This is a genomic window from Streptomyces sp. NBC_00299 (assembly GCF_036173045.1).
In the GTDB taxonomy this organism is placed as follows: Bacteria; Actinomycetota; Actinomycetes; order Streptomycetales; family Streptomycetaceae; genus Streptomyces; species Streptomyces machairae.
Genome location: NZ_CP108039.1, coordinates 47,524 through 67,363, shown reverse-complemented (window position 1 = coordinate 67,363; position 19,840 = coordinate 47,524). Strand labels below are relative to the sequence as shown.

Genomic DNA, 19,840 nt, shown 5'->3' with positions numbered 1-19,840 from the left:
GGCAGTTCCGACCATGTCCGCGCAGGTGAAGTCTTGGTACGCCGTTGGTGCCGAGCCCGCTGAACGACGGTGTCAGCCGATGTCATCGGCGCGTGGGGACGGGCGTGGCCCGGAGTTGCGTAGGCGGTACTCGACGATGCTGGGCTGGTCGACGGCGGAGGTGCAACGGAGCCCCGCCTCGATGAAGAGACCGAACAGGTCGCAGATGCGGCGGGGGTGTTGTTGCCGTTCACGATGGTGATGATCCTGGCTCGTCTTGCCATTCACGGTGAGCACGGGCGTGCTGCTGTTCGTGCTCATGGTGCCGGGCGGCACCATGAACATCTCGGCCTGGTGGCCGGTCTCCTCTGGCTGTCGAGCGGGAGCTTGTCGTCAGGGTGCCGATCCGGGGTCTTCCATTGCCGATCTTGTGTGGTGGTCCGGTCGTACGGCAGCGTGCAACACCGGTTCCCCCTCGCGGCGGTTGGCGCTGGCGGGGACGCTGGCCGGACGAGGCAGGTGAGCGGGAGTGCTCTGCGTACTGGACCCCGTGGCGGCGCGGAGAGCGCTGGCAGCGCGGTTTCGCCGAAGGGCGATGGTGAGTTCCAGCAACACCGTGGGCCTTGCGGTGGGCAGTCTGGAGGTGCTTACCGCGCGGGGATCAGCTGGGACGAGGTGGAGTACCGCTGAACGGATGTCCGCTGCGAGAAATCGGTTCCACTGCGGGATCGGCGCGTTGATCACCACGCAACCCGTCCCACCGATCATGGAGTCATTCCGTGAAGATCCGCACTGCCGGTGCCGCTGCCCTCGTGGCCGCCTCCGTCCTGGCCGCCCTCGCTCCGTCCCAGGCGTTCGCCGCACCCCAGGCTCCGCCCTGCACGAAGAAGAACATCGCCTACCTCGACGCACAGGACCGGCAGGAGGACGCCGAGGCCAAGGTCACCGCAGCGGAAAAGGCACTCGACCGGGCCCGAGCCGACCGGGAGACGCTCAACAAGACAGCCCGGATCGGGGTCCAGTTGGTCTATGTCCTGGAGGGGGGAGACGCCCCGTTGAATGGGGAAGGGAAGCAGGCAGCCCGCGACCTGTCGGCCGCGGCTGACAGGCACAACCCGGCGGCCACCGCTGATGCTGCCGTGAGGCTGGCCAACGCCGCAGACAAGGCCCCAGCCGACTGGGCGAAGGAGGCGAAGGCCTCGTTGCGTACTGCTGCCGAGAGCGCACGCAAGGCCACCGAAGCCCCGACCGTCGAGGCCCGCCAGAGCGACCTGGACACGGCGCGGTCCGAACTGACGGACACGGCCAAGAAGGTACGCTCCGCCCGCGACACCTACCGCAACTGCCTGGACAATCTCGTCAACTGAGTACTTCCGGGAGATTCCCGGCGTTTAGTGGCGAAGGCGCCCTCTGCCGCCAAACGCCGTTACCGGCCCCGGTGAGGCCCTGTACCCGCGTCGCGACCCACGGCCCGGGAAGCGTTGCTGGTTCTCATCGACATTTCCGGGCTCCGCGATCACCAAGTGCTACCCGAAACCCTCACTAACGTTGCTGGCTCCCACTTACAGAACCACCCGACGGCTGCGGGCCCAGAGAAGTGTCCCCGAGGCCCGCAGCTGCGCAGTGAGGAGTGCCTACTGCGCCCACTCAAGACCCAGGGCGGCGAGCGCGGCGAGTCTGTCGGTGGTGAGCTTCGAGCGGCGTCCTTTCTGATTCATGACCCACACTCCGAGTTTCACGGTGTGTTCTTGGCCGTCGATCACGATTGTCTCTACGTGTCCCCGTGGGACGGTCACAGAGCCCGTACGCGCTTTGTACTGCGCCAGGGCTGCTACCCCCCGCTCGAAGGCCCCCACGGGCGTCGTAGACGGCTTCGCGGGCGCTTCCGGCTCCGGGGCCAACGGCGTGATGCCTAGTTGCTCCAGGCGCTCGCGCTGCCCGTCGTGAAGGGCCTGCCAGACCTCGGGCTTCTGCCGGTTCAGCCATTTTCCGATGTCCATGCCGTGGACGGTGAAGCCGGGCAGGACTTCCGCCGGACTCTCTTCGTTGCGTACGAGTTCGCGTAGTGCGGTGTAGTGGCGTTGCCAGTTGGCCGGCCATGACGGGTTCCAGTCCTTGTCGACGGCTTCGAGCGCGGTCTTCCATTCGGGGCCGGGGGTGCTGCGCGGGCCTTGCAGGATTCTGTACCGCTGCCGGAGGAACTGGAGGAGGCGTCGCAGGAGTTGGACGACGAGATCTCCATATGGACGTGCCGGAGGATCTGGAGGGAGAGGAGCCGGCAGCCGTATCCGAGATTCCGGGGGTGGACGAACGCGCGACAGAGGAGCTCGTGGCTCCCGATCCGAAGGTGGCGGCACTGGAGGATGAGGCTGCCTGCCGCGCTCAGCTGGCCGATGCTGTGGCGGCCGGGGGCGAGAACCCGGTGCCGTGCGTCACCTGGGGCACCACTGCATCGGCGCCTGAGCTGCGCGCCGCAGTTGCTGCCTGGCCCGCCCCGAACTGGTGCGACGACCACGGCGCGAACGGTAAGTGGTACGTCAACCGGTTCAAGGCCTGCGGGATCTTTCCCGCAGATCTGACGGTGACGAATCCCCGCACCGGCGCGGTGGTCGGCCGCATGCACTACCTCACTCGCGCCTACGCCTACAGCAAGCGGGATATCAAGACCTGGGCGTACCAGGTGGAGTTGCTGGAGGTCTCCAGCTCGGGAGCGGCCAGGGGCAGCAGCGCCAATGGCAAGGGCACCTGTGCGGGCAAGTGCAAGGTGACGGAGTCCAAGTTCCCCTCTCAGCCGATGAGCGCGAGCAAGGAGCCGATGGGCCAGTTCTTCCTGGACACCACCATCAAAACGTCACCAAGGGCCAGAAGGGGGAGGGCCAGGCGTCGGCGGTATGGCGGTTCACCAACCCCGGATGGGCCGGTCCCAGCAACAGCATCACCCTGCCGACGCCTCCGGTGCGGTGCGACAACGCCCTGCCGGGTACGTCGAAGGCCGGCTGTGTGATGCCGTACATCCCGCACATGGTCTACGCGAAGAACGGGGAGTTCCCCGAGCTCGCCAAGCACATCGAGTACGCGCAGAACACCAAGAACCTGCCCGGTAAGCACGGCACCACCCGCTACCTGACCCGCCTGACCAACAAGGAGAAAATCAAGGAGAACCGGAACACGGCGTGCCCGTCGAGCCTGGAACGTCCGCCAGGCAAGCAGTGCGACGAGTACCCCTTCGCTTCGACCTGGCAGGGCGCCAAGACCGGAGGCGGCGACTTCAGCCGCCGCATGATCAACGGGACACAGAACGAGGACGGCGGCCGTGCCCTGAGCCGCTTCTACCTGTACAACCGGATCCTCGAAAAGGACCGGTTCCTGGTGTGGATCAAGTAGGCAGCCACCGCCACCCGGCAGAGTGAGGGAGAGATGAGCGACGAGGTCGAACGGGGCAGGGGAAACGTCCCGGTTCAGTACACCAGTTCGACATCACCGACGAGGACGGCCTCACCGGCCCCGACCTCGAGCGCCGGCACAACGGGCTCGTTCGGGTCGCCGACGGCGTCACCGTCATCATGACGGGCATCCACACAGGTGACGTCGACGTCACGGTCACCCTCCACGACTCCGAACCCGCACCCGACGACGGTGACTGGCAGGACATCGTGGAGATCTCCGCGCACTGCGCCTCGGGCGAATTCATGGTCCGCGGCATGATGGACGACCTGGACGAGGAACTCCCCGTTCTGTCGTTCAACGGCCCCGGCCACTACCGGCTACGCGTCCATGCCCGCGGCCGGGACACGGCCACCGACCTGGCTCCCGACGAGGTCACCGAGTGGTACCTCATCCAGGCATGGCCGGCAGCCACCGCCACAGATGCCACTGTCATCCGCCAGATCGATGGCTACGGGGCGTCAGTCCGCGCACACTGAACCCAGTTGCCTATACCTGTCCGCTCACCGTGAGCACGGTGAGCGGACAGGTCCACTTCGGGGCGGTGCGGCTGCGCTACTGGCCTCGCGAGGCTGAGGGTGGAGACCGCGCGCGGACCCCTGGCTTACCAGACCGATCAGACGGCTTGCTCACCAGGACCTCACCGTGACCCAGCGGACGATCAACCGGGCCCCATCTCCTCGCGCACGCGGAGCAGTTCACCGGCTGTTCCCCTACGGGCCGCCATCAGCGGCAGGTTAGAGGGTTTTTGCGGTGGCCGTAGGCGCGGGCGATGGCAGTGCTGGTGCGTGGACACCTTTGCAGGGTCTTCACGCTGTCTCGTACAACCGTGCGACAGATCACTTCCGTTAGCTCCGGTTAAAGACGAACTGTCCAGGTTGGGCTCGTTGCCTGGTGATGATCACGCCGCGTAGGAAAGGGGGCGGCGCGACACATCCAGCAACGTCCTGCCCCCCGGTTCGAGGGAGGGCAGGGCCCGAAGGGACATGTCTTGTTTGAAGGGTTAAGAACCAGAAGAAAGCACGCTCTCTCGCGGATAGCCGTCGGTACGGCGGCCATGCTGCTGTTCAGTGCTGGCGGTGTGGCCGGTGCGGTCGAGACGGCTCCGGCCGCCCAGCCCGACCCCAACGCCGCCCCCTCGACCCGGCCCGCTGCCGGGCCGGAGAAGGCCACGCGTGCGGCTGCCGCGGGAGCGCGGCCGGTGTCGGGGAAGAGCCCGACGGCTGCGCCTCTGTCGCGGAATGCTGCGCCGGGCGGGTTCCAGCGGGTTGACGTCTCAGAAGGTCCAGCTCAAGAACAAGGTGACCGACGCCGACGGGGACAAGTCGACGCTGACGTTTGAGGTGTGGACCGCGGATGCGGCAGGCAATCCGCTGAAGAAGGTGAGCATCGCCGACAACGAGTGGGGTGTCATCGTCTCCCCCTACGTGGCGTCGGGGACGACGGTCACGGTGGATGTGCCGGTGGGCAAGCTGGCGCTGAACACGAACTATGTCTTTCACACGTCGGCGTTCGACGGCTCCCTGTACGAAACGTCGTGGTCCCCGTGGGCGAAGTTCCGTATCGAGCTGCCGGTTGACCTGACGCTGCCGACGCCCGACTACAGTGCGCCCGATCCGACGTCGCTGAACACGCCGCCGAACTACTACCAGACGAAGCCGCTGGGCACGGCGGGTTCGCCGCTGTCTGCGCGCTCGTCGAAGTCGGCGGTGGAGCAGTGCAGCGAGGCGGATGCGGACGGCCGTCAGGTGTGCTTCGGCAAGTCGACGCCGGTGGCCAAGGGCAAGGCGCCCAAGAGCGGGGCGAAGGCCGCGGGTGTGGCGACGGCCGGGGTGGAGTGGTGTAACACCGACTTCGAAAGCATCCTCGCTACCCGGTTCATCGAGTGCGATGTCAGGTCGGTGCCGATCTACATCCGTATGGACGGCGCGATCCAGGCCACTGCTCACTTCATGTTCCTGCGGATGCTTCAGGTCGATGGGCAGAACAGCTTCACCGAGCACCTGACGATCGAACCCGCGCAGCAGATTCCCCCCGCGTTCCGTGAAATCAACTTCGTGGGCGTGGAGCACCTGTGCCAGGGGTCGTGTACACCGCATGAGCCCGATAGCAGCGCGTGGAAGGGCAAGACGTGGTGGGTACCGGGCGAGATGCACTCCGCGTCGCTCACCACCCCGTACACGTGGGACGCCTCGGTTGCCGGGAAGACGTACCTGTACCAGCCGGATGTGAAGATCGACGCGAACATTCTGCCTGCGGACGGGAGGATCCGCCCGTTCATGACCGGCTACCAGTGGTCTTTGGACTACGACGGCGGCACGGAGGATCTCGACCAGATCCGATGCGACACCACCAACGCCGGGCCGGGCACGGGCTGTGTGTTCGTCAACCACGCGCCCACCTACATCTTCAACGCCAAGGCCTTCCCCCAGGCCGCAGCGCACGCGTGGCTGATCCAGAAGGCCACTCCCAAGCACCCGGGTTCGATGGCCGATCAAAAGCCCCTGTACTACATGGGCGACAGTGCGCAGAACTCCCGTAACCGCAACCGGATCTGCCCCACCGGGTGGGCCGCGGCGAACGGGGACGCCTCCGCCCTGGTGGACGCGGCCGACGCGCTGAACTGTGACGAGTTCGCGTTCGCCTCCTCCTACAACAGCGGCGGCATGTCCTCGGCTGAGGGCGGCCTGAACCCCGCCCTGCTCCCGGGCGGGACCACACCGACGGGTGCGGCCGGCATGCACAACCAGGAATCCATGGGCAACCACTTCGCGACGTTCATGCGGGACATGCGGATCATGGACAAGGACGCGTACTGGCTGGACACGCGAATGGATGACGGCGGCACCTGCACGTACGGCGCCGGCGGCGGTCAGCCGGTGATCTGCAAACTGGCCGCGAAGTAACACCCCTGGCCTCAACGGCAGCGGCCCCCACCCTGCGAGGCGAATTCCAGGTGTCGTTGCAACACAGGTGATCAGCTGGCTGTTGTCAGGAGCTTAGCGAGGCGCTCGGCTGGGGTTTCCCAGTCGAGCGTTTTGCGGGGCCGACCGTTGAGCTCAGCGGCAACGGCGGTGAGGTGGTCGCGGGTGTGGACGGCGAGGTCGGTGCCTTTGGGGAAGTACTGCCCAGCAGGCCGTTCGTGTTCTCGTTGGAGCCGCGCTGCCAGGGGCTGGCCGGGTCGCAGAAGTAGACCGGCACGTCCGTGGCGACGGTGAACTCGCGGTGACGTCCCATTTCGCTGCCCTGGTCCCAGGTCAGCGACCGTTTCAGGTGGGCCGGCAGCGTCCGGACGGTCTCGACCAGGGCGTCACGGACGAGCTCCGTGCCGCGGCCGTCGGGCAGATGCACAAGCATCACGTAGCGGGTAGAGCGCTCGACGAGCGTTCCGATGGCGGAGGCACCGTCCTTACCGATGATCAGATCGCCCTCCCAGTGGCCGGGCACCGCCCGGTCCTCCGCCTCGGCGGGCCGTTCGCTGATCATCACCATGGGGTCGCGGAACCGGGGCTTGCGCCGGGCCCGGCCGGTGCGCAGAGCCTTGGCGAGATCGCGGCGCAGCTCACCACGGCCCTGGACGTAGAGGGCCTGGTAGACGGTCTCGTGGACCACGTGCATCTCCGGCCGGTCGGGGAACTGGGCCCGCAGAGCCTGGCAGACCTGCTCGGGACTCCACCGTAGGTTCAGACGATCCTGGATGAAGTCCCGCAGTTGCGGATTCCGGCCGATCTTCCCTGGCTTCGGGCGGGGCCTGCGGGCGTCAGAGCGGGCCTGAGCGGCGTAAGGACGGTAGGCCCAGCGGGAGTCGTCGCCGCGCAGGGAAATGCCGTTGCGGCGTATCTCCCGGCTGATCGTGGATGGGCTGCGGCCCAGCTCGGCCGCTATCTGCCGCACAGACGCCTTCTCGCGCAGCCGGTCGGCGATGTGGATGCGGTCGGCTGTCGTCAGGTAACGGGACGGACCGGAACGGGTCACCTCCCGCCGCACAGGCGGTGCTCCCCTGGTCCGTCCGGACGGGTTCCTGCCGTTACGCCAGCGCTTGCCGGTTCGCCGGTTGATCCCGACGATCCGACAGGCCTCCCGGCTGCTCACCCCCTGGTCCATGAGCCGGAAGTATTCCTCCCGCTCACGGACCAGGGTCTTACGGCCCGGAGACTTAGCCCGTCCCTCCCGGATCTCGAAGTCCATCGCACCCCTTCAGGCGGGGTGTTGCGACGACCACTAGAACTCAAGGATTCAGGGTGGGGGCCGCTCTCGTGTGCGCGGCAGACGGTCAGGCCGGGGCGATGAGGACGCCGGGAAGGTCGCCGGCCTTCACGGCGTCCTGGTCGATGGCCACGCCCGTGTAGGCGCCCGCGGCGGTGAACACAAGCTCGGGCAGGCGCTCGCCATGCTCCTCGAAGTGTGCGACTACCTCGGCCTCACTGGCCTCCGGCATCGAGGGGAACACCGCGCGCGCGGCGCTGAGGGCGGCATCGAGGGCCGAGCCCTGCCCGGTGTCAGTACCGAAGTCAGCCCGGTACGCGCAGGCACCGGGCGCATGGATGATCAGGGCCGGGGGACTGAAACGGTTGGCGGTCAGGCAGAGGATCTCTTCGCCCTCGCAGGGAACCATCGACTCGACCTTGCCTTGATAGCCAGTCGCCCAGGTGGCCATGCCCCAGTCCTCCAGCACATACGTCCACTCACCGCACGTGCCATACATGGCCCGGTTGAGACGAGGGGAGGGCTGTCCCGGCTGCCCGGCCGGTGCGCTCAGCTCCCTGCACGGGGTGCGCGCGGCCAGCTCGTCGAGGTCGGCCCCCAAGTTGATGAGGAACTCGTCCGACTCCACGCCTCGGGCCAAGGTCAGCGAGATGCCGCCGAGCATGCCAGGCACAGCCGATGAAGGAGTGTGGTGGTGTGCGCCTATCCACGCGATGCCGTCACTCATGCCGGTCAGACTATCGGCCCGGTGCGCGGCGGTCCTGGTCGTGGCACGTGCCGGCACAAAGGGTGCGTCCGGGGTGTGGTTCTGCGCACCGGCCGCAACACGTCCGTCAGGGCGACGCGTTCACCAGGCCATGCTCGGCATCGCCCACCCAACTCCCGCCGACCAAGCGGCAGCCGAGCCCGACGTTGGGCGGGTCGACGGCTGCGTGGAGGAGGACCTCCGCGCGCATGTTGCAGCCGTCGGTAGGGTTGTCGCCGCTGTTCCAGTGGCGGAACTTGTTCCGGTCGCAGCCGTCGCGGAACTCGGTGGCCAGCGGCAGGCCCGCCGACCGCGTCGGCCAGGGGCAGAGTCTCGGCGGCGTGAGCAGGTGCGGGAGCGATGACGGGCACGATGGAAAGGGCAGCGGCAGCCGCACAAGACAGCGTTGACCATGTGCCGTTGATAGCCGCCCCCTGACGGAGTGATCAGCGGGTTCCCGAGGGTGCCGCCCGCGTGGGGGTGGAAAGGTCGCACCGCAGACCGGCGCGGCGCAGCAAGACGCATCGGCCCCGACGGCCGGAGCACACCCAACTCGGTGGAGCACATCAGCAGCCGCGACAGGGGGAAGATGTTGGTGGGTCACGGAGCTGTGGCTCTCCGGACTACAGCACGCCGATCACGGCACTGTCACGCCATCTTCGCCCTCCTCGAAATAGCCCTCCATGACCGCACTGTGGGGCACCCAACCGTCCTGCTTGGCCAGGGCGGAGCGGTCGTTGCCCGGCGCGCTCGGTCCCGGTGGTCAGGGGGTGGCTGTCGCTTCCAGGGCGGCTTCCACCTTCTCCACCTGCCGGAGGACCAGATCTGTCGGGAGTACCGGCATGAAATCCGCCTTCTTCTGCTTCGGCAGAGTGCTGCCGAACGTTTCATTGATGTTGAACCAGACGAGAACGTCACTGCTGCGGACGAGCCCGTACACCGTGTGGTTCTCAATCCCGTTCATTGAGAAATCCATGTTCACCCTGAGCGACTCATCGCCTGGTTCCAGTGGTCCTCCGAGCGTGAGCTTCGCGCGCACCGAGTGGACGGACTTGTAGACCACCGACGGGCACGCCTTGAGTGACTTTTCAACCGAAGCGAATACCTGCTTGGCTTGACCGGGGGGATAGCTGGTCAGTGCCACCGATTTGGCCCCTACGCTGTTCGCGGGGTCACTCAGGTGGAACCGTGTGTAGCCCACTGCGCCGTCTGCCCAGCCGTGGCGGAGCAGCTTCATCGCGGGCAGACAGATCTCCGGCGTGGTGGTGGTCACCACCGGCTTCATGTCCGCCGGTGTTTCATTGCCCAGCGCTACCCCGTAGCCGCTCGCTTCGCCCTGGGTCAGTCTCGCGGCTTCCAGTTCTTTTTGACTGAGTGTGCGAGCTTGGGCGGCGGCAGGCTTGGGGCTGGATGCCTGCGACGCACATCCGCTCACGGCCGACACGGCAAGGATCATCACCGACGTCGCTGCCCAAAGTCTTCGCCGAACAAGCCCGATGGGCCCGCTGCCCCTACGCGATCTGCGAAACACCCCAGCCCCTCCCGAACAATTGGGTCGAGAGCATAAGCCAACCCGGCATCGCAGTCCTGGCGGGATGCTGAAGAGCCGCAGAAGGTGCGAACGCGGGTCCTGGCCGCGCTGTGGCCTCCCGTGTCACGCATGCCTCCCATCCTCCTGACGACGGGCTCCGTGTGGGCGGCGTCCTCCCGATTACCTGCGGAAACTGCGGCCAGGATCTTGACATGTGCAGATCTCACGCGGGTAAAGTGCCTCCACTTTGATCATCTTGTGACTCCCCGGTGGGGATTCTGCGGAGTCGGGGGAGGCATGGGATGAGCATGTCCATGTGGCGTCACGGCGTCGGGAAGACGTTCATGGCCGCGGTCGCTGTGGCCGTCGTGGGGGGTGTGTTGCCGTCCAGCGCTTCGGCTCACGCGGTGGCGGCCGGCGCAGCAACATCGCCTGCTGCGCAGGCGTCGGATGCCGTTCCCGCACAGGCTGAGGCCGCGTCCACTCTTGCTGCCCAGACGGGCGAGCCGGTGGAGGTGCTGTTTGAGCGCACCGAGTACTCCGAGGTGTTCGCTCAGCCGGACGGCAGCTTCAAGCTGACGCAGTCGACCGCCCCGCAGCGGGTGCGGGCGTCGGACGGGTCGTGGAAGCCGGTCGATGTCACGCTGGCCAAGCGTGCCGATGGCCGCATCGCGCCGAAGGCCGCTGTGGTGGACCTGTCCTTCTCCGGCAAAGGCGCCGGTGGCGACCTGATCCGGATCGGGGACCGCAACAGCCACACACTCACCCTGGGCTGGGACCCACAAGCCCGACACCGGGTGGGACCCGGACGGCACCGTGGAGACTGCAAAGGTTTCCCCGCGAACCGACAAGACCCTGTACCGGGTCAAGGCCCGTACACAGTCGCACTGGACCTATGAAGGTACGTCAGGGGACCTGTTCTCCTCGTACACGCCCTGGTGCTACTTCAAGGTCGACCTCGAGCGGCCGAAACCGCCCGTGGTTACGGCCGTGACAGGCGGCATCTACACCCTGTGCGTCACTGAGGACTGCGCAGCGCAGGGCGGCCCCGGCATCCAGGGCAAGTTGCATTTCGCCCAGAACGCTGCAGACACCGATGTCGTCAAGTACGAGTGGCTCCTGCCGGGCATGACCAAGACAGACTTCGCCACCGGTGCGAGCGCGGATGAGTCAATCACTCCCTTGGTGGCCGGCCGACAGACCCTGCAGGTCCGCGGCTGGGATTCTGGCGGCTCGGGCGAATGGGCCTACGTCAAGATCAAGGTGCAGACCGCAAAAGGCGCGATCGGCCGCTGGCACTTCGACGACTACGCAGCCGGCTCGCAGGAAAAGCTCGCCCGGGACGCGGCAACCGAAGGCACCGTGCGACACAACGCCACCATGTACACCGACGGCACCGGCTTCTCCTCACTGGCCCGCCGCGGCGGAGGTGTCGACGGCACGGACCGGTCGCTGTGGCTGGACAGCACCGACCCGGCCAAGCAGCAGGGGTATGCGGCAACCTCCACACCGCCCATCAACACCGGCGACTCCTTCACCGTCTCGACGTGGGCATATCTCACCGACACCTCGGTCAACAGGGTTGTCATGGCCCAGCCGGGCAGCAACGCGAACGCGTTCGCCCTGTACTACTCGACTGCCTATAACGCCTGGGTGTTCAACCGCACCGACCAGGACAAGGCCAGCCCGGTATTCATCCGATCCATCGCCGAGCAGAAGCCTCAGCTGAAGGTCTGGACGCATGTGGCGGGCGTGTTCAAGACCGAAGGTGATGACGGCCTGCCGGACACCGACCCGACGAACGACACCATCCAACTGTTCGTCAACGGCCAGCCTCAGGGCCAGCCGGTCAAGCTGACGAGTGCCGCTTCGACCTATCAGCCCTGGTCAGCAAATGGGGGTCTGCAGTGGGCCCGTTCGGTCAAGTCCGGTGTCGGGAGCGAGTTCTTCCGCGGACGGCTCGATGAGACGGCCGTATGGCAGCGAGCGTTGACCGAACCCGAGATCCGCGGCGAAGGCGAACTGAAGGAGAACGAGGCCGCCGCCACCGAGCTGATGGCGGGCTGGGACGCCACCACATCGACCGGCACCACCCTGGCGGAGAAATCGGGCTATCCCCTTGCCGGCATGGTCCTGGCCGGAGGCGCCACGCTGGCTGAGACGCCGCAGGTGCTCTCGCTGAATGGCACCACTCGCTATGCCTGGACCACCGGTCCGGTGGTCGACGAGACCGGCTCATTCACCGTCAGTGCCCTGGCCCGCGTGGACTCGGCCCAGCTGGTCGGCAAGGCGGACGGCCACACCGTCACCGTCGCCAAGCAGAAGATCGGCAACGAGGCCTCCTGGGCCCTGAAACTGATCAAGCTGGCCGATGACATCGACGATGACGGCAAACCTGAATGCCTGTGGCGCTTCGAACGCACCCGGGTGGACGGAGCCGGCAACAAGTCTTCCGCGACGCAGGTATCAGCTACCGCTGTGGCGGTGCTGGACGAACTGGTGCACGTCACAGGCGTGTACAACGCTGCGGACCCCTTCGCCGACGGCGATGCGACCCGGTTCGGCAAGCTGCACCTCTTCGTTGGCGCGGACGAGCAGGTGGATGAGGCCACCGAGCCCAACTTCGGAGATCCGCAGCAGGGCACCGGTGAACTTGCCATCGGCCGCGGCCACACCAATGGCACGCCCGGTGAGTACCTGCCGGGGGCAGTACAGCAACTGCGGATCTGGGTCGGCGCGATGGAGAGCCGCCAGATCGCCGAGCGCGTCCTCGGCGAACCGGCCGGCTAGCCGGCCCCCTCAAGGGCGGCCGACCGGCGCCAGTATGCCGCCCACCTCAGTAAGCAGGGCAACGACGCAGATTCCAACGTGCACCCGTGGTGCGGGTTCGACGATGACGATGGGCGGAAGAAGGCCATGAAGGCTGCACACCGAGCAGGGCGGCGACGCTGGATGGGCCGGGCGGCTGCGGTACTGGCGCTGGCCATGGTGCCGAGCCTGCTGGGGCCCACTGAGTTCCAGGCCGAGGCCAAGGACGAGGCGCTCGGCCGGCCGAAACTGCCCGCACCACGCGAAGCCGACCTGCACCCCGCCAAGGGCAAGCCGGACAAGAAGAGCGCCGCGGCATTGAAAAGGGCGGAAGCCGCCGACAAGGCCGCAGCCCGGCGCGCCCGTGCAGAGCAGGCCGCCAAACCGGTGTGGCCCAAGCCCGGCTCCGTCACCGTGGACGTTCCCGCCACCGGCACCGCCCGTGCCACGGCAGGTTCCCTACCGCTCACCATCGAAGCCCCCAGGACCAAGCGCGCCACGGCAGCCGACGAGGTCACCGTCAGGGTTCTGGACCACAAGAAGGCCAAGGCGGCCGGCGTCGACGGGGTTCTGCTCACCGTCACCGGCAGCGATCCGGGAAGCGCCCGACTAGCCGTGGACTACCGCAAGTTCGCGGTCGGCGGCGCAGACTTCGCCGGCCGGCTCCGTTTGGTCCAACTGCCCGCCTGCGCTCTGACCACGCCCAAGAAGCGCGCCTGCCGCATCCAGGAGGAACTGCCCTCCACAAACAACCGCGGCGCGGCCAAGGTGACCGGCGACATCACACTGCCCAAGCCGACCGCCCCCGCGCCGAAGTCCGACCGGCCAGCGGCTGAGGGGGCAGCACAGACGCGCCAAATGACCGTGCTGGCCGTCGCCGCAGGCGCCGGCTCCGGCCTGGGCAACTACAAGGCCACCCCGCTTGCGGCATCGTCCACGTGGCAGGCAGGCAACTCCTCCGGCTCCTTCTCCTGGAGCTATCCGCTAGCCGTCCCCGCCCCCGCGGCCGGCCCTGCGCCGGACCTGGCCATCTCCTACGACTCGAGCAGCGTCGACGGGCGCACCGCCAACACCAACAACCAGAGCTCCATGGTTGGAGAAGGCTTCGACCTCACCTCCTCCTACATCGAGCGCAAGTACCACTCCTGCGACGACGACGGTCAGAGCGGCAAGTACGACCTGTGCTGGAAATACACCAACGCCTCCCTCGTCCTCAACGGCAAGGCCTCAGAGCTGGTCAAGGACGACACCAGCGGCGATTGGCGGCTGAAGAACGACGACGCCTCCAAGATCGAGCACCTGACCGACACCAGCCTCGGCAACGGCGACAGCAGCGGCGAGTACTGGCGCGTCACAACCGGCGACGGCACCGCCTACACCTTCGGCCTGCACAAGCTGCCCGGCGCCCCCACCGGCGAACGCACCAACTCCGTGTGGACCGTGCCCGTCTTCGGCGACGATGAAGGAGAGCCCGGCTACTCCGGCGGCACCAGCTTCGCCGGCCGATGGGACACCCAAGCATGGCGATGGAACCTCGACATGGTCGAGGACACCCACGGCAACGCCATGACCTACTGGTACACCCAGGAAAAGAACTTCTACGCCAAAAACGGCGTCGACACCCCGGGCACCGAATACGTCCGCGGCGGCTACCTGAAGGAAATCCGCTACGGCCAGCGCGCCACCGCACTGTTCACCGGCACCCCGGCAGCCTCCCACAAGGCCACCTTCAACGTCGCCGAACGCTGCCTGGCCGCCGGTTCCGGCTGCGACACACTCGACGAGGCGCACCGCACCAACTGGCCCGACGTGCCCTACGACGCCATCTGCAAGGACGGCGACGCATGCACCGGCCAGTCCAGTCCCACCTTCTTCACCCGCAAGCGGCTCACCAGCGTCGACACCCACTTCTGGAACACCAAACTCACCACCGCCGCCTTCGACCAGGTCGACTCCTACCGGCTCAAGCACCTCTACCTCGACCCCGGTGAGGTCGGCGACTCCTCGGACCAGTCGCTCTGGCTGGACGAACTGCAACGCGTCGGCACCTACGGCACCGACATCACGCTCCCAGCCCTGAAGTTCGGCCACCAGATGCTCACCAACCGCGTCGACGGCACGGCCGACAACATCCTCCCGCTGGCCAAGCCACGCCTTGCCACCATCGTCTCCGAGACCGGCCAGCAGACCACCATCAACTACCTGCCGGCCGAGTGCACGGCCAGCATGACCAAACCGGCCGAGGACAACAACACCAAACGCTGCTACCCCGTCTACTGGTCCCCCAACGGCGGCTCCGTTCCACAGCTCGACTGGTTCCAGAAGTACCCCGTCTCAGACGTCCGCCTCACCTCCGCCTACGGCGGCACCCTGGCCGTCAACCACCACTACGACTACTCCGGCGGCGGCGCCTGGCACTACAACGACGACCCCATGACCCCGCAGAAGGAACGCACCTGGTCCATCTGGCGCGGCTACGGCAAAGTCACCCACACCGTCGGCGACGACACCGGACCGAAGTCCAAAGACGTCACCATCTACCTGCGCGGCATGCACGGCGACAGACAGAAGGACGGCACCACACGCACCGTCGAGGTCTCCGGGATCAAAGCCGCACCGATCACCGACCTCGACCAGTACGCCGGCTTCACCCGTGAACAAGTCACCTACAACGGCGCCGACGAGATCTCCGGGACGATCAACGACCCGTGGTGGAAAAAGACCGCCACCCAACACAAGTCGTATGCCGACACCGAGGCCTACTACGTCCGCACCGAAGCCAGCCACGCCCGAACCCGGGTGACCTCCGGCATCACTGCCACCGACAAAACCCGCACCACACAGACGACATTCGACGACTACGGAATGCCCGTCACGGTGGAGGACTCCGCCACGGAAGCCGCGGGCGACGAGGTCTGCACCCGCACCTGGTACGCCCGCAACACCACCGCCGGACTCACCGCACTGGTCTCCCGCCAGCAGGTAGTCGCCAGAAAGTGCAGCGTGGCGACAGACCAGCTGGACCTGCCGACCAACGACGCCCGCCCCGGCGACGTGATCGGCGACACCGCCACCGCATACGACACCACCACATGGTCCGCAGGCCAGGTACCGACCAAGGGCGCAGTCCGCTGGATCGGCCGCGCCAACGGCTACGACACATCTGACAACCCGATCTGGCAGAAGGTCACCCAGACCACCTACGACACCCTCGGGCGCGCAACCGCCGTCTCCAACAACATCGGCCACACCACCAGCACCACCTACACCCCGGCCGCCACCGGCCCGCTGACGCAGGTGGACGTCACCAACGCCAAGAGCCATAAGACGATCACGGTCATGGACGCCGGTCGCGGCCTTCCCCTAAAGACCACCGACCCCAACAACAAGATCACCGAACAGAGCTATGACAGCCTCGGCCGACTGACCGAGGTATGGCTGGCCAACCGCTCCCGCGTCCTGGGCCAAGGCGGCAACTACAAGTTCGGCTACAGCATCTCCAACACTGCACCCTCCTGGATCTCCACCTCGGTCCTCGGTAAAACCCAGTACAACACCAGCTACGAGATCTACGACGCCCTCCAGCGACCGCGCCAAACACAGGCTCCGTCCCCGCGCGGTGGCCGCGTCGTCAATGAGACTCTCTACGACGACCGTGGCCTGGCAGCCGAATCCAACGCCGACCTGTGGGACACCACCGCCCCGTCCGGAACACTGGTCGCCACCGCAGGAGGCGCCGCCCCGCTGCACACAGACACCAGCTACGACGCCACCGGCCGCCCGACCCAGGTGGTGACCAAGACCTACAGCACCACCCGCTGGACCACGACCACCAGCTACACCGGGGACTCCGTCACCACCACCGGGCCCGCCGGAGGCAAAGCTGTCACCCTGGCGAGCAACCTGCTCGGACAGGTTACCGAACGCCGTGAATACCCCAACCCCACACCGACCGGCACACCGGCCGCCACCACCTTCACCTACGCGCCCGGCGGCCAGACCAAGACCATCACCGGTCCCGACAACAAGCAGTGGTCCTACAGCTATGACCTCAAGGGCCGCCGCACCACGGCCACCGACCCGGACAGCGGCACCACCAAGTCCAGGTACACCACCCTGGACCAACTGGACACGACCACCGACGCCGAAAGCCGGAAGCTGCTCTACGGCTACGACGAACTCGGCCGCAAAACGGGCCTGTGGCAGACCGATAAGACCGACGCCAACAAGCTCGGCGCCTGGACCTTCGACACGGTCACCAACGGCAAGGGCTACCTGGATGCCGCCACCCGCTACGTCGGCGGGACCACCGGCAAGGCCTACACCCAGAAAGTCACCGCCTACAACAGCCTATACCAGCCCCTGTCCACCCAACTGCAGCTGCCCGTAGCCGCAGATGAGCCTCTCGTCGCCGCCGGAGTCCCCCAGACCCTGAACTTCTCCACGGCCTACAACGTCGACGGCACCATCCAGTACACCCGCGAGCCAGCCGTGGCCGGCCTGCCCTCCACCGGGACCCAGACCTACGAGCAGATCGACTACACCTACAACACCCTCGGCATGCTCAACACTGCCAAGGGAGTCACCGGTTACCTGCTCGGCACCACCTACACCACCATGGGCCTGCTGGAGCAACAGACCCTCGGCAGCGACTCCGCCGGCAAAAAGGTGTACGTCGCCAACCAGTACGAAGATGGCACCCGCCGCCTGAAGGAGTCGGACGTCACCACCGACACCCACAGCTACATGCTGCAGGACCTGAAGTACACCTACGACGACGCCGGCAACATCACGGCCATCTCCGACACCGCTACCTGGCAAGGAACCTCCCAGGCAGACCACCAGTGCTTCGCCTACGACGGCCACCGCCACCTCACCGAAGCCTGGACCCCCAAGACGGCCGACTGCTCCACCACCGGCCGCACCACGTCCAACCTCGGCGGAGCCGCTCCGTACTGGTTCAGCTACACCTACAACAGCGCCGGCCAGCGCAAGACCCAAACACAGCACGGTGCCTCCGGAAACACCACCGTCGCGTACACCCACGGCACCGACACCGGACAGCCACACCCGCTCACCAAGACCGAGACGACCGTCCCGGGAAGCCCCACCCCGACCACCAGCACGTACGCATACGACAAGGCCGGCAACACCACCACCCGACCCGGCACGCAGGCAACCCAGACTCTGACCTGGAACAGTGAAGGCAAACTCGCCCAAACCAGCGAGCCCGCCGCCGACAGTAAGCCCGCCACCAGCACGAAATACCTCTACGACGCTGACGGAGAGCTCCTCATCCGCCGCGCCGCCACCACCGACGGCGAGACAATCCTCTACCTTGGCAGCACCGAGGTGAGACTCACCGTCTCCAACAGCGGGGCAAACAAAGCCCTCACCGGCACCCGCTACTACGCGGGCGGCGCCGTACGAACGGCCGAGGCAGGAACCAGCAGCCTCTCCTTCCAGGCCGGCGACCACCACGGCACCATGAGCCTCACCGTCAGGGACAACACGGCCCAGACCTCCACCCGCCGCTACCTCACCCCCTTCGGAGCACCCCGCGGCAGCGAACCGTCCAGCTGGCCGGACGACAAGGCATTCCTCGGCAAACCCGTCGATGACACAACCGGACTGACCCACATAGGCGCCCGCGAATACGACCCCGACACCGGCCAGTTCATCAGCATCGACCCCGTCCTCGACACCACCAACGCCCTGTCGCTGAACGGCTACGGCTACGCGAACAACAGTCCCGTCACACATTCCGACCCGACCGGACTCTTCTGCGACGGCTGCAGCCTGAACAACCCCGACAGTGTCTGGACGGCAGACAACGGACCCGGCTGCACGCACAACAACTGCTACGACCAAGACGGCAACGTCGAGTACGCAATCGACCACAGCAGCACAGGCGGTGGCAACAGCAGCGCCAACAGCGGTAGCGCCGGCGGCAGCACGAAGCCGCCCGAGATCGTCCCCGGAGTGGAGATCCCAACCGAGGAACACCTCCGCAACATCGGCTACGACCCGTTCGGCAACCAGACCTACAGCCAACTCCTCGTCCAATGGGCCGAGAACCAGTGCAAGCAGGACGCAAAAGCGGTCTGCGACGCAGCCCACCAACTCGGCTGGATCAGACCCACAGCAGACTTCCTCGAACTCATCGGCGTACGCGACGCCATCCGCTGCGCGCAGGGAAGCGTCAGCGGGTGCGTATGGACGGCGGCGGGGCTTCTGCCCGTAGGCAAGATCGCCAAAGCAGTAAAACTCATCAAGAAGGGCGACAAGGAGGCCGCTCGAGCACTGTCCTGCCTCGACCCCAATAGCTTCCTCCCGGGCACCGACGTGCTCATGGCCGACGGAACAGCAAAGGACATCGAGGACCTGAAGGTCGGCGATGAGGTCCTTGCGACAGATCCCGAGACAGGCGAGACGTCACCACAGAAGGTGACCGCTGAAATCCTCGGAGAAGGCCTCAAGAACCTCGTCAAGATCAAAATCGTAGACCAGCGAGGCCAACAGAAGACGGTAACCGCAACCGACAACCACCCCTTCTGGGTCACCGACCTGCGTCTGTGGGTGGACGCCGGCAATCTCAAGACGGGGCAGTGGCTGCGAACCTCTGCCGGAACCCTCGTCCAGATCGAGGCAATCCAGCGCTGGACACAGGCAGCCCGTGTTCACAACCTCAGCGTCACAGGCCCGCACACGTACTATGTGCTGGCGGGTAAAACTTCGGTACTCGTTCACAACAGCAATGGGTGCCCGACTCACGTGATCGGGAAGGGAGACGATCCCCTCGTTCCCGAACTGGTTGACGACATCAACGCAGCCTATCCGGGACATGTCCGGGCGCAGGGAGTCGATGTTGTCGGCGCGGACGGCCAAGTCCTCACAGATTTCGACATCGTGACCAGGAACGCAGTGGTCCAGGTCAAAACGGGTTCGGGTAAGGGAGCTCTGAAACAGGCTTTGAGAACTCAGAGTCTGACGGATTATCCGGTCATCGTTTACCTCCCGCAAGGGCGAGGCAGCGTGATCAAGAGTCTCGAGCAGGCTGGCATTATGGTCACTCGCGACAAGAATGTCCTGATGGATGTCTTGGCTCCATAGTTCAAGATGCGTCA

12 protein-coding genes and 1 pseudogene are annotated in these 19,840 nt (G+C 66.3%); 8 read left to right on the top strand and 5 right to left on the bottom strand.

Annotation, left to right across the window (positions count from 1 at the left end):
• Positions 1-72 precede the first annotated feature (72 nt).
• Positions 73-324 carry a hypothetical protein gene (locus OHT51_RS00245; protein ID WP_328876830.1) on the bottom strand — a complete coding sequence of 84 codons (252 nt, stop codon included), beginning with the start codon at positions 322-324 and terminating at the stop codon, positions 73-75.
• Positions 325-758: 434 nt separating this feature from the next.
• Here OHT51_RS00245 and OHT51_RS00240 point away from each other — a divergent pair, with 434 nt between their 5' ends.
• Positions 759-1,346, top strand: coding sequence for a hypothetical protein (locus OHT51_RS00240; RefSeq protein ID WP_328876829.1), 588 nt, complete (start codon positions 759-761; stop codon positions 1,344-1,346).
• A gap of 267 nt (positions 1,347-1,613) precedes the next feature.
• Here the strand turns inward: OHT51_RS00240 and OHT51_RS00235 are convergent, their stop codons facing one another.
• The gene (locus OHT51_RS00235; protein WP_443052371.1) at positions 1,614-2,336 is read right to left on the bottom strand and encodes a helicase associated domain-containing protein; all 723 of its coding nucleotides are present in this window, start codon (positions 2,334-2,336) and stop codon (positions 1,614-1,616) included.
• On the opposite strand from OHT51_RS00235, the gene OHT51_RS00230 reads away from it, so the two are divergent.
• The 4 genes from OHT51_RS00230 (at position 2,222) to OHT51_RS00215 (ending at position 6,329) form a co-directional block, all read left to right on the top strand.
• Positions 2,222-2,983 (top strand): hypothetical protein, encoded by a 762-nt coding sequence (locus OHT51_RS00230; protein WP_328884620.1) that lies wholly within the window; start codon positions 2,222-2,224, stop codon positions 2,981-2,983. The two genes, OHT51_RS00235 and OHT51_RS00230, sit on opposite strands and share 115 nt — an antisense overlap.
• A 17-nt stretch (positions 2,984-3,000) precedes the next feature.
• Positions 3,001-3,363 (top strand): NucA/NucB deoxyribonuclease domain-containing protein, encoded by a 363-nt coding sequence (locus tag OHT51_RS00225; protein WP_328884192.1) that lies wholly within the window; start codon positions 3,001-3,003, stop codon positions 3,361-3,363.
• 179 nt (positions 3,364-3,542) lie between these two features.
• Complete coding sequence (locus tag OHT51_RS00220; RefSeq protein WP_328876828.1) at positions 3,543-3,902, top strand: hypothetical protein; 360 nt, start codon at positions 3,543-3,545, stop codon at positions 3,900-3,902.
• Positions 3,903-4,691: 789 nt separating this feature from the next.
• Positions 4,692-6,329, top strand: coding sequence for a hypothetical protein (locus OHT51_RS00215; protein ID WP_328876827.1), 1,638 nt, complete (start codon positions 4,692-4,694; stop codon positions 6,327-6,329).
• 71 nt (positions 6,330-6,400) lie between these two features.
• Here the strand turns inward: OHT51_RS00215 and OHT51_RS00210 are convergent.
• From OHT51_RS00210 to OHT51_RS00200, 3 genes and pseudogenes are all read right to left on the bottom strand, one after another.
• Positions 6,401-7,611: pseudogene (locus tag OHT51_RS00210) on the bottom strand (IS30 family transposase).
• 85 nt (positions 7,612-7,696) lie between these two features.
• Positions 7,697-8,356 (bottom strand): hypothetical protein, encoded by a 660-nt coding sequence (locus tag OHT51_RS00205; protein ID WP_328876826.1) that lies wholly within the window; start codon positions 8,354-8,356, stop codon positions 7,697-7,699.
• Between the two features lie 781 nt (positions 8,357-9,137).
• Entirely contained in the window at positions 9,138-9,818 is a 681-nt protein-coding gene (locus OHT51_RS00200; protein ID WP_328876825.1) for a hypothetical protein, read from the bottom strand.
• Between the two features lie 389 nt (positions 9,819-10,207).
• Between OHT51_RS00200 and OHT51_RS00195 the strand changes: the two genes are divergently transcribed.
• The 3 genes from OHT51_RS00195 to OHT51_RS00185 all read left to right on the top strand — a co-directional run bounded on the left by OHT51_RS00195 (position 10,208) and on the right by OHT51_RS00185 (position 19,826).
• Entirely contained in the window at positions 10,208-10,804 is a 597-nt protein-coding gene (locus tag OHT51_RS00195; protein WP_328876824.1) for a hypothetical protein, read from the top strand.
• Entirely contained in the window at positions 10,722-12,695 is a 1,974-nt protein-coding gene (locus OHT51_RS00190) for a LamG-like jellyroll fold domain-containing protein (RefSeq protein ID WP_328876823.1), read from the top strand. Before OHT51_RS00195 ends, OHT51_RS00190 begins: the two co-directional genes overlap by 83 nt.
• A gap of 126 nt (positions 12,696-12,821) precedes the next feature.
• Positions 12,822-19,826 carry a polymorphic toxin-type HINT domain-containing protein gene (locus OHT51_RS00185; RefSeq protein WP_328876822.1) on the top strand — a complete coding sequence of 2,335 codons (7,005 nt, stop codon included), beginning with the start codon at positions 12,822-12,824 and terminating at the stop codon, positions 19,824-19,826.
• Positions 19,827-19,840: the final 14 nt, after the last annotated feature.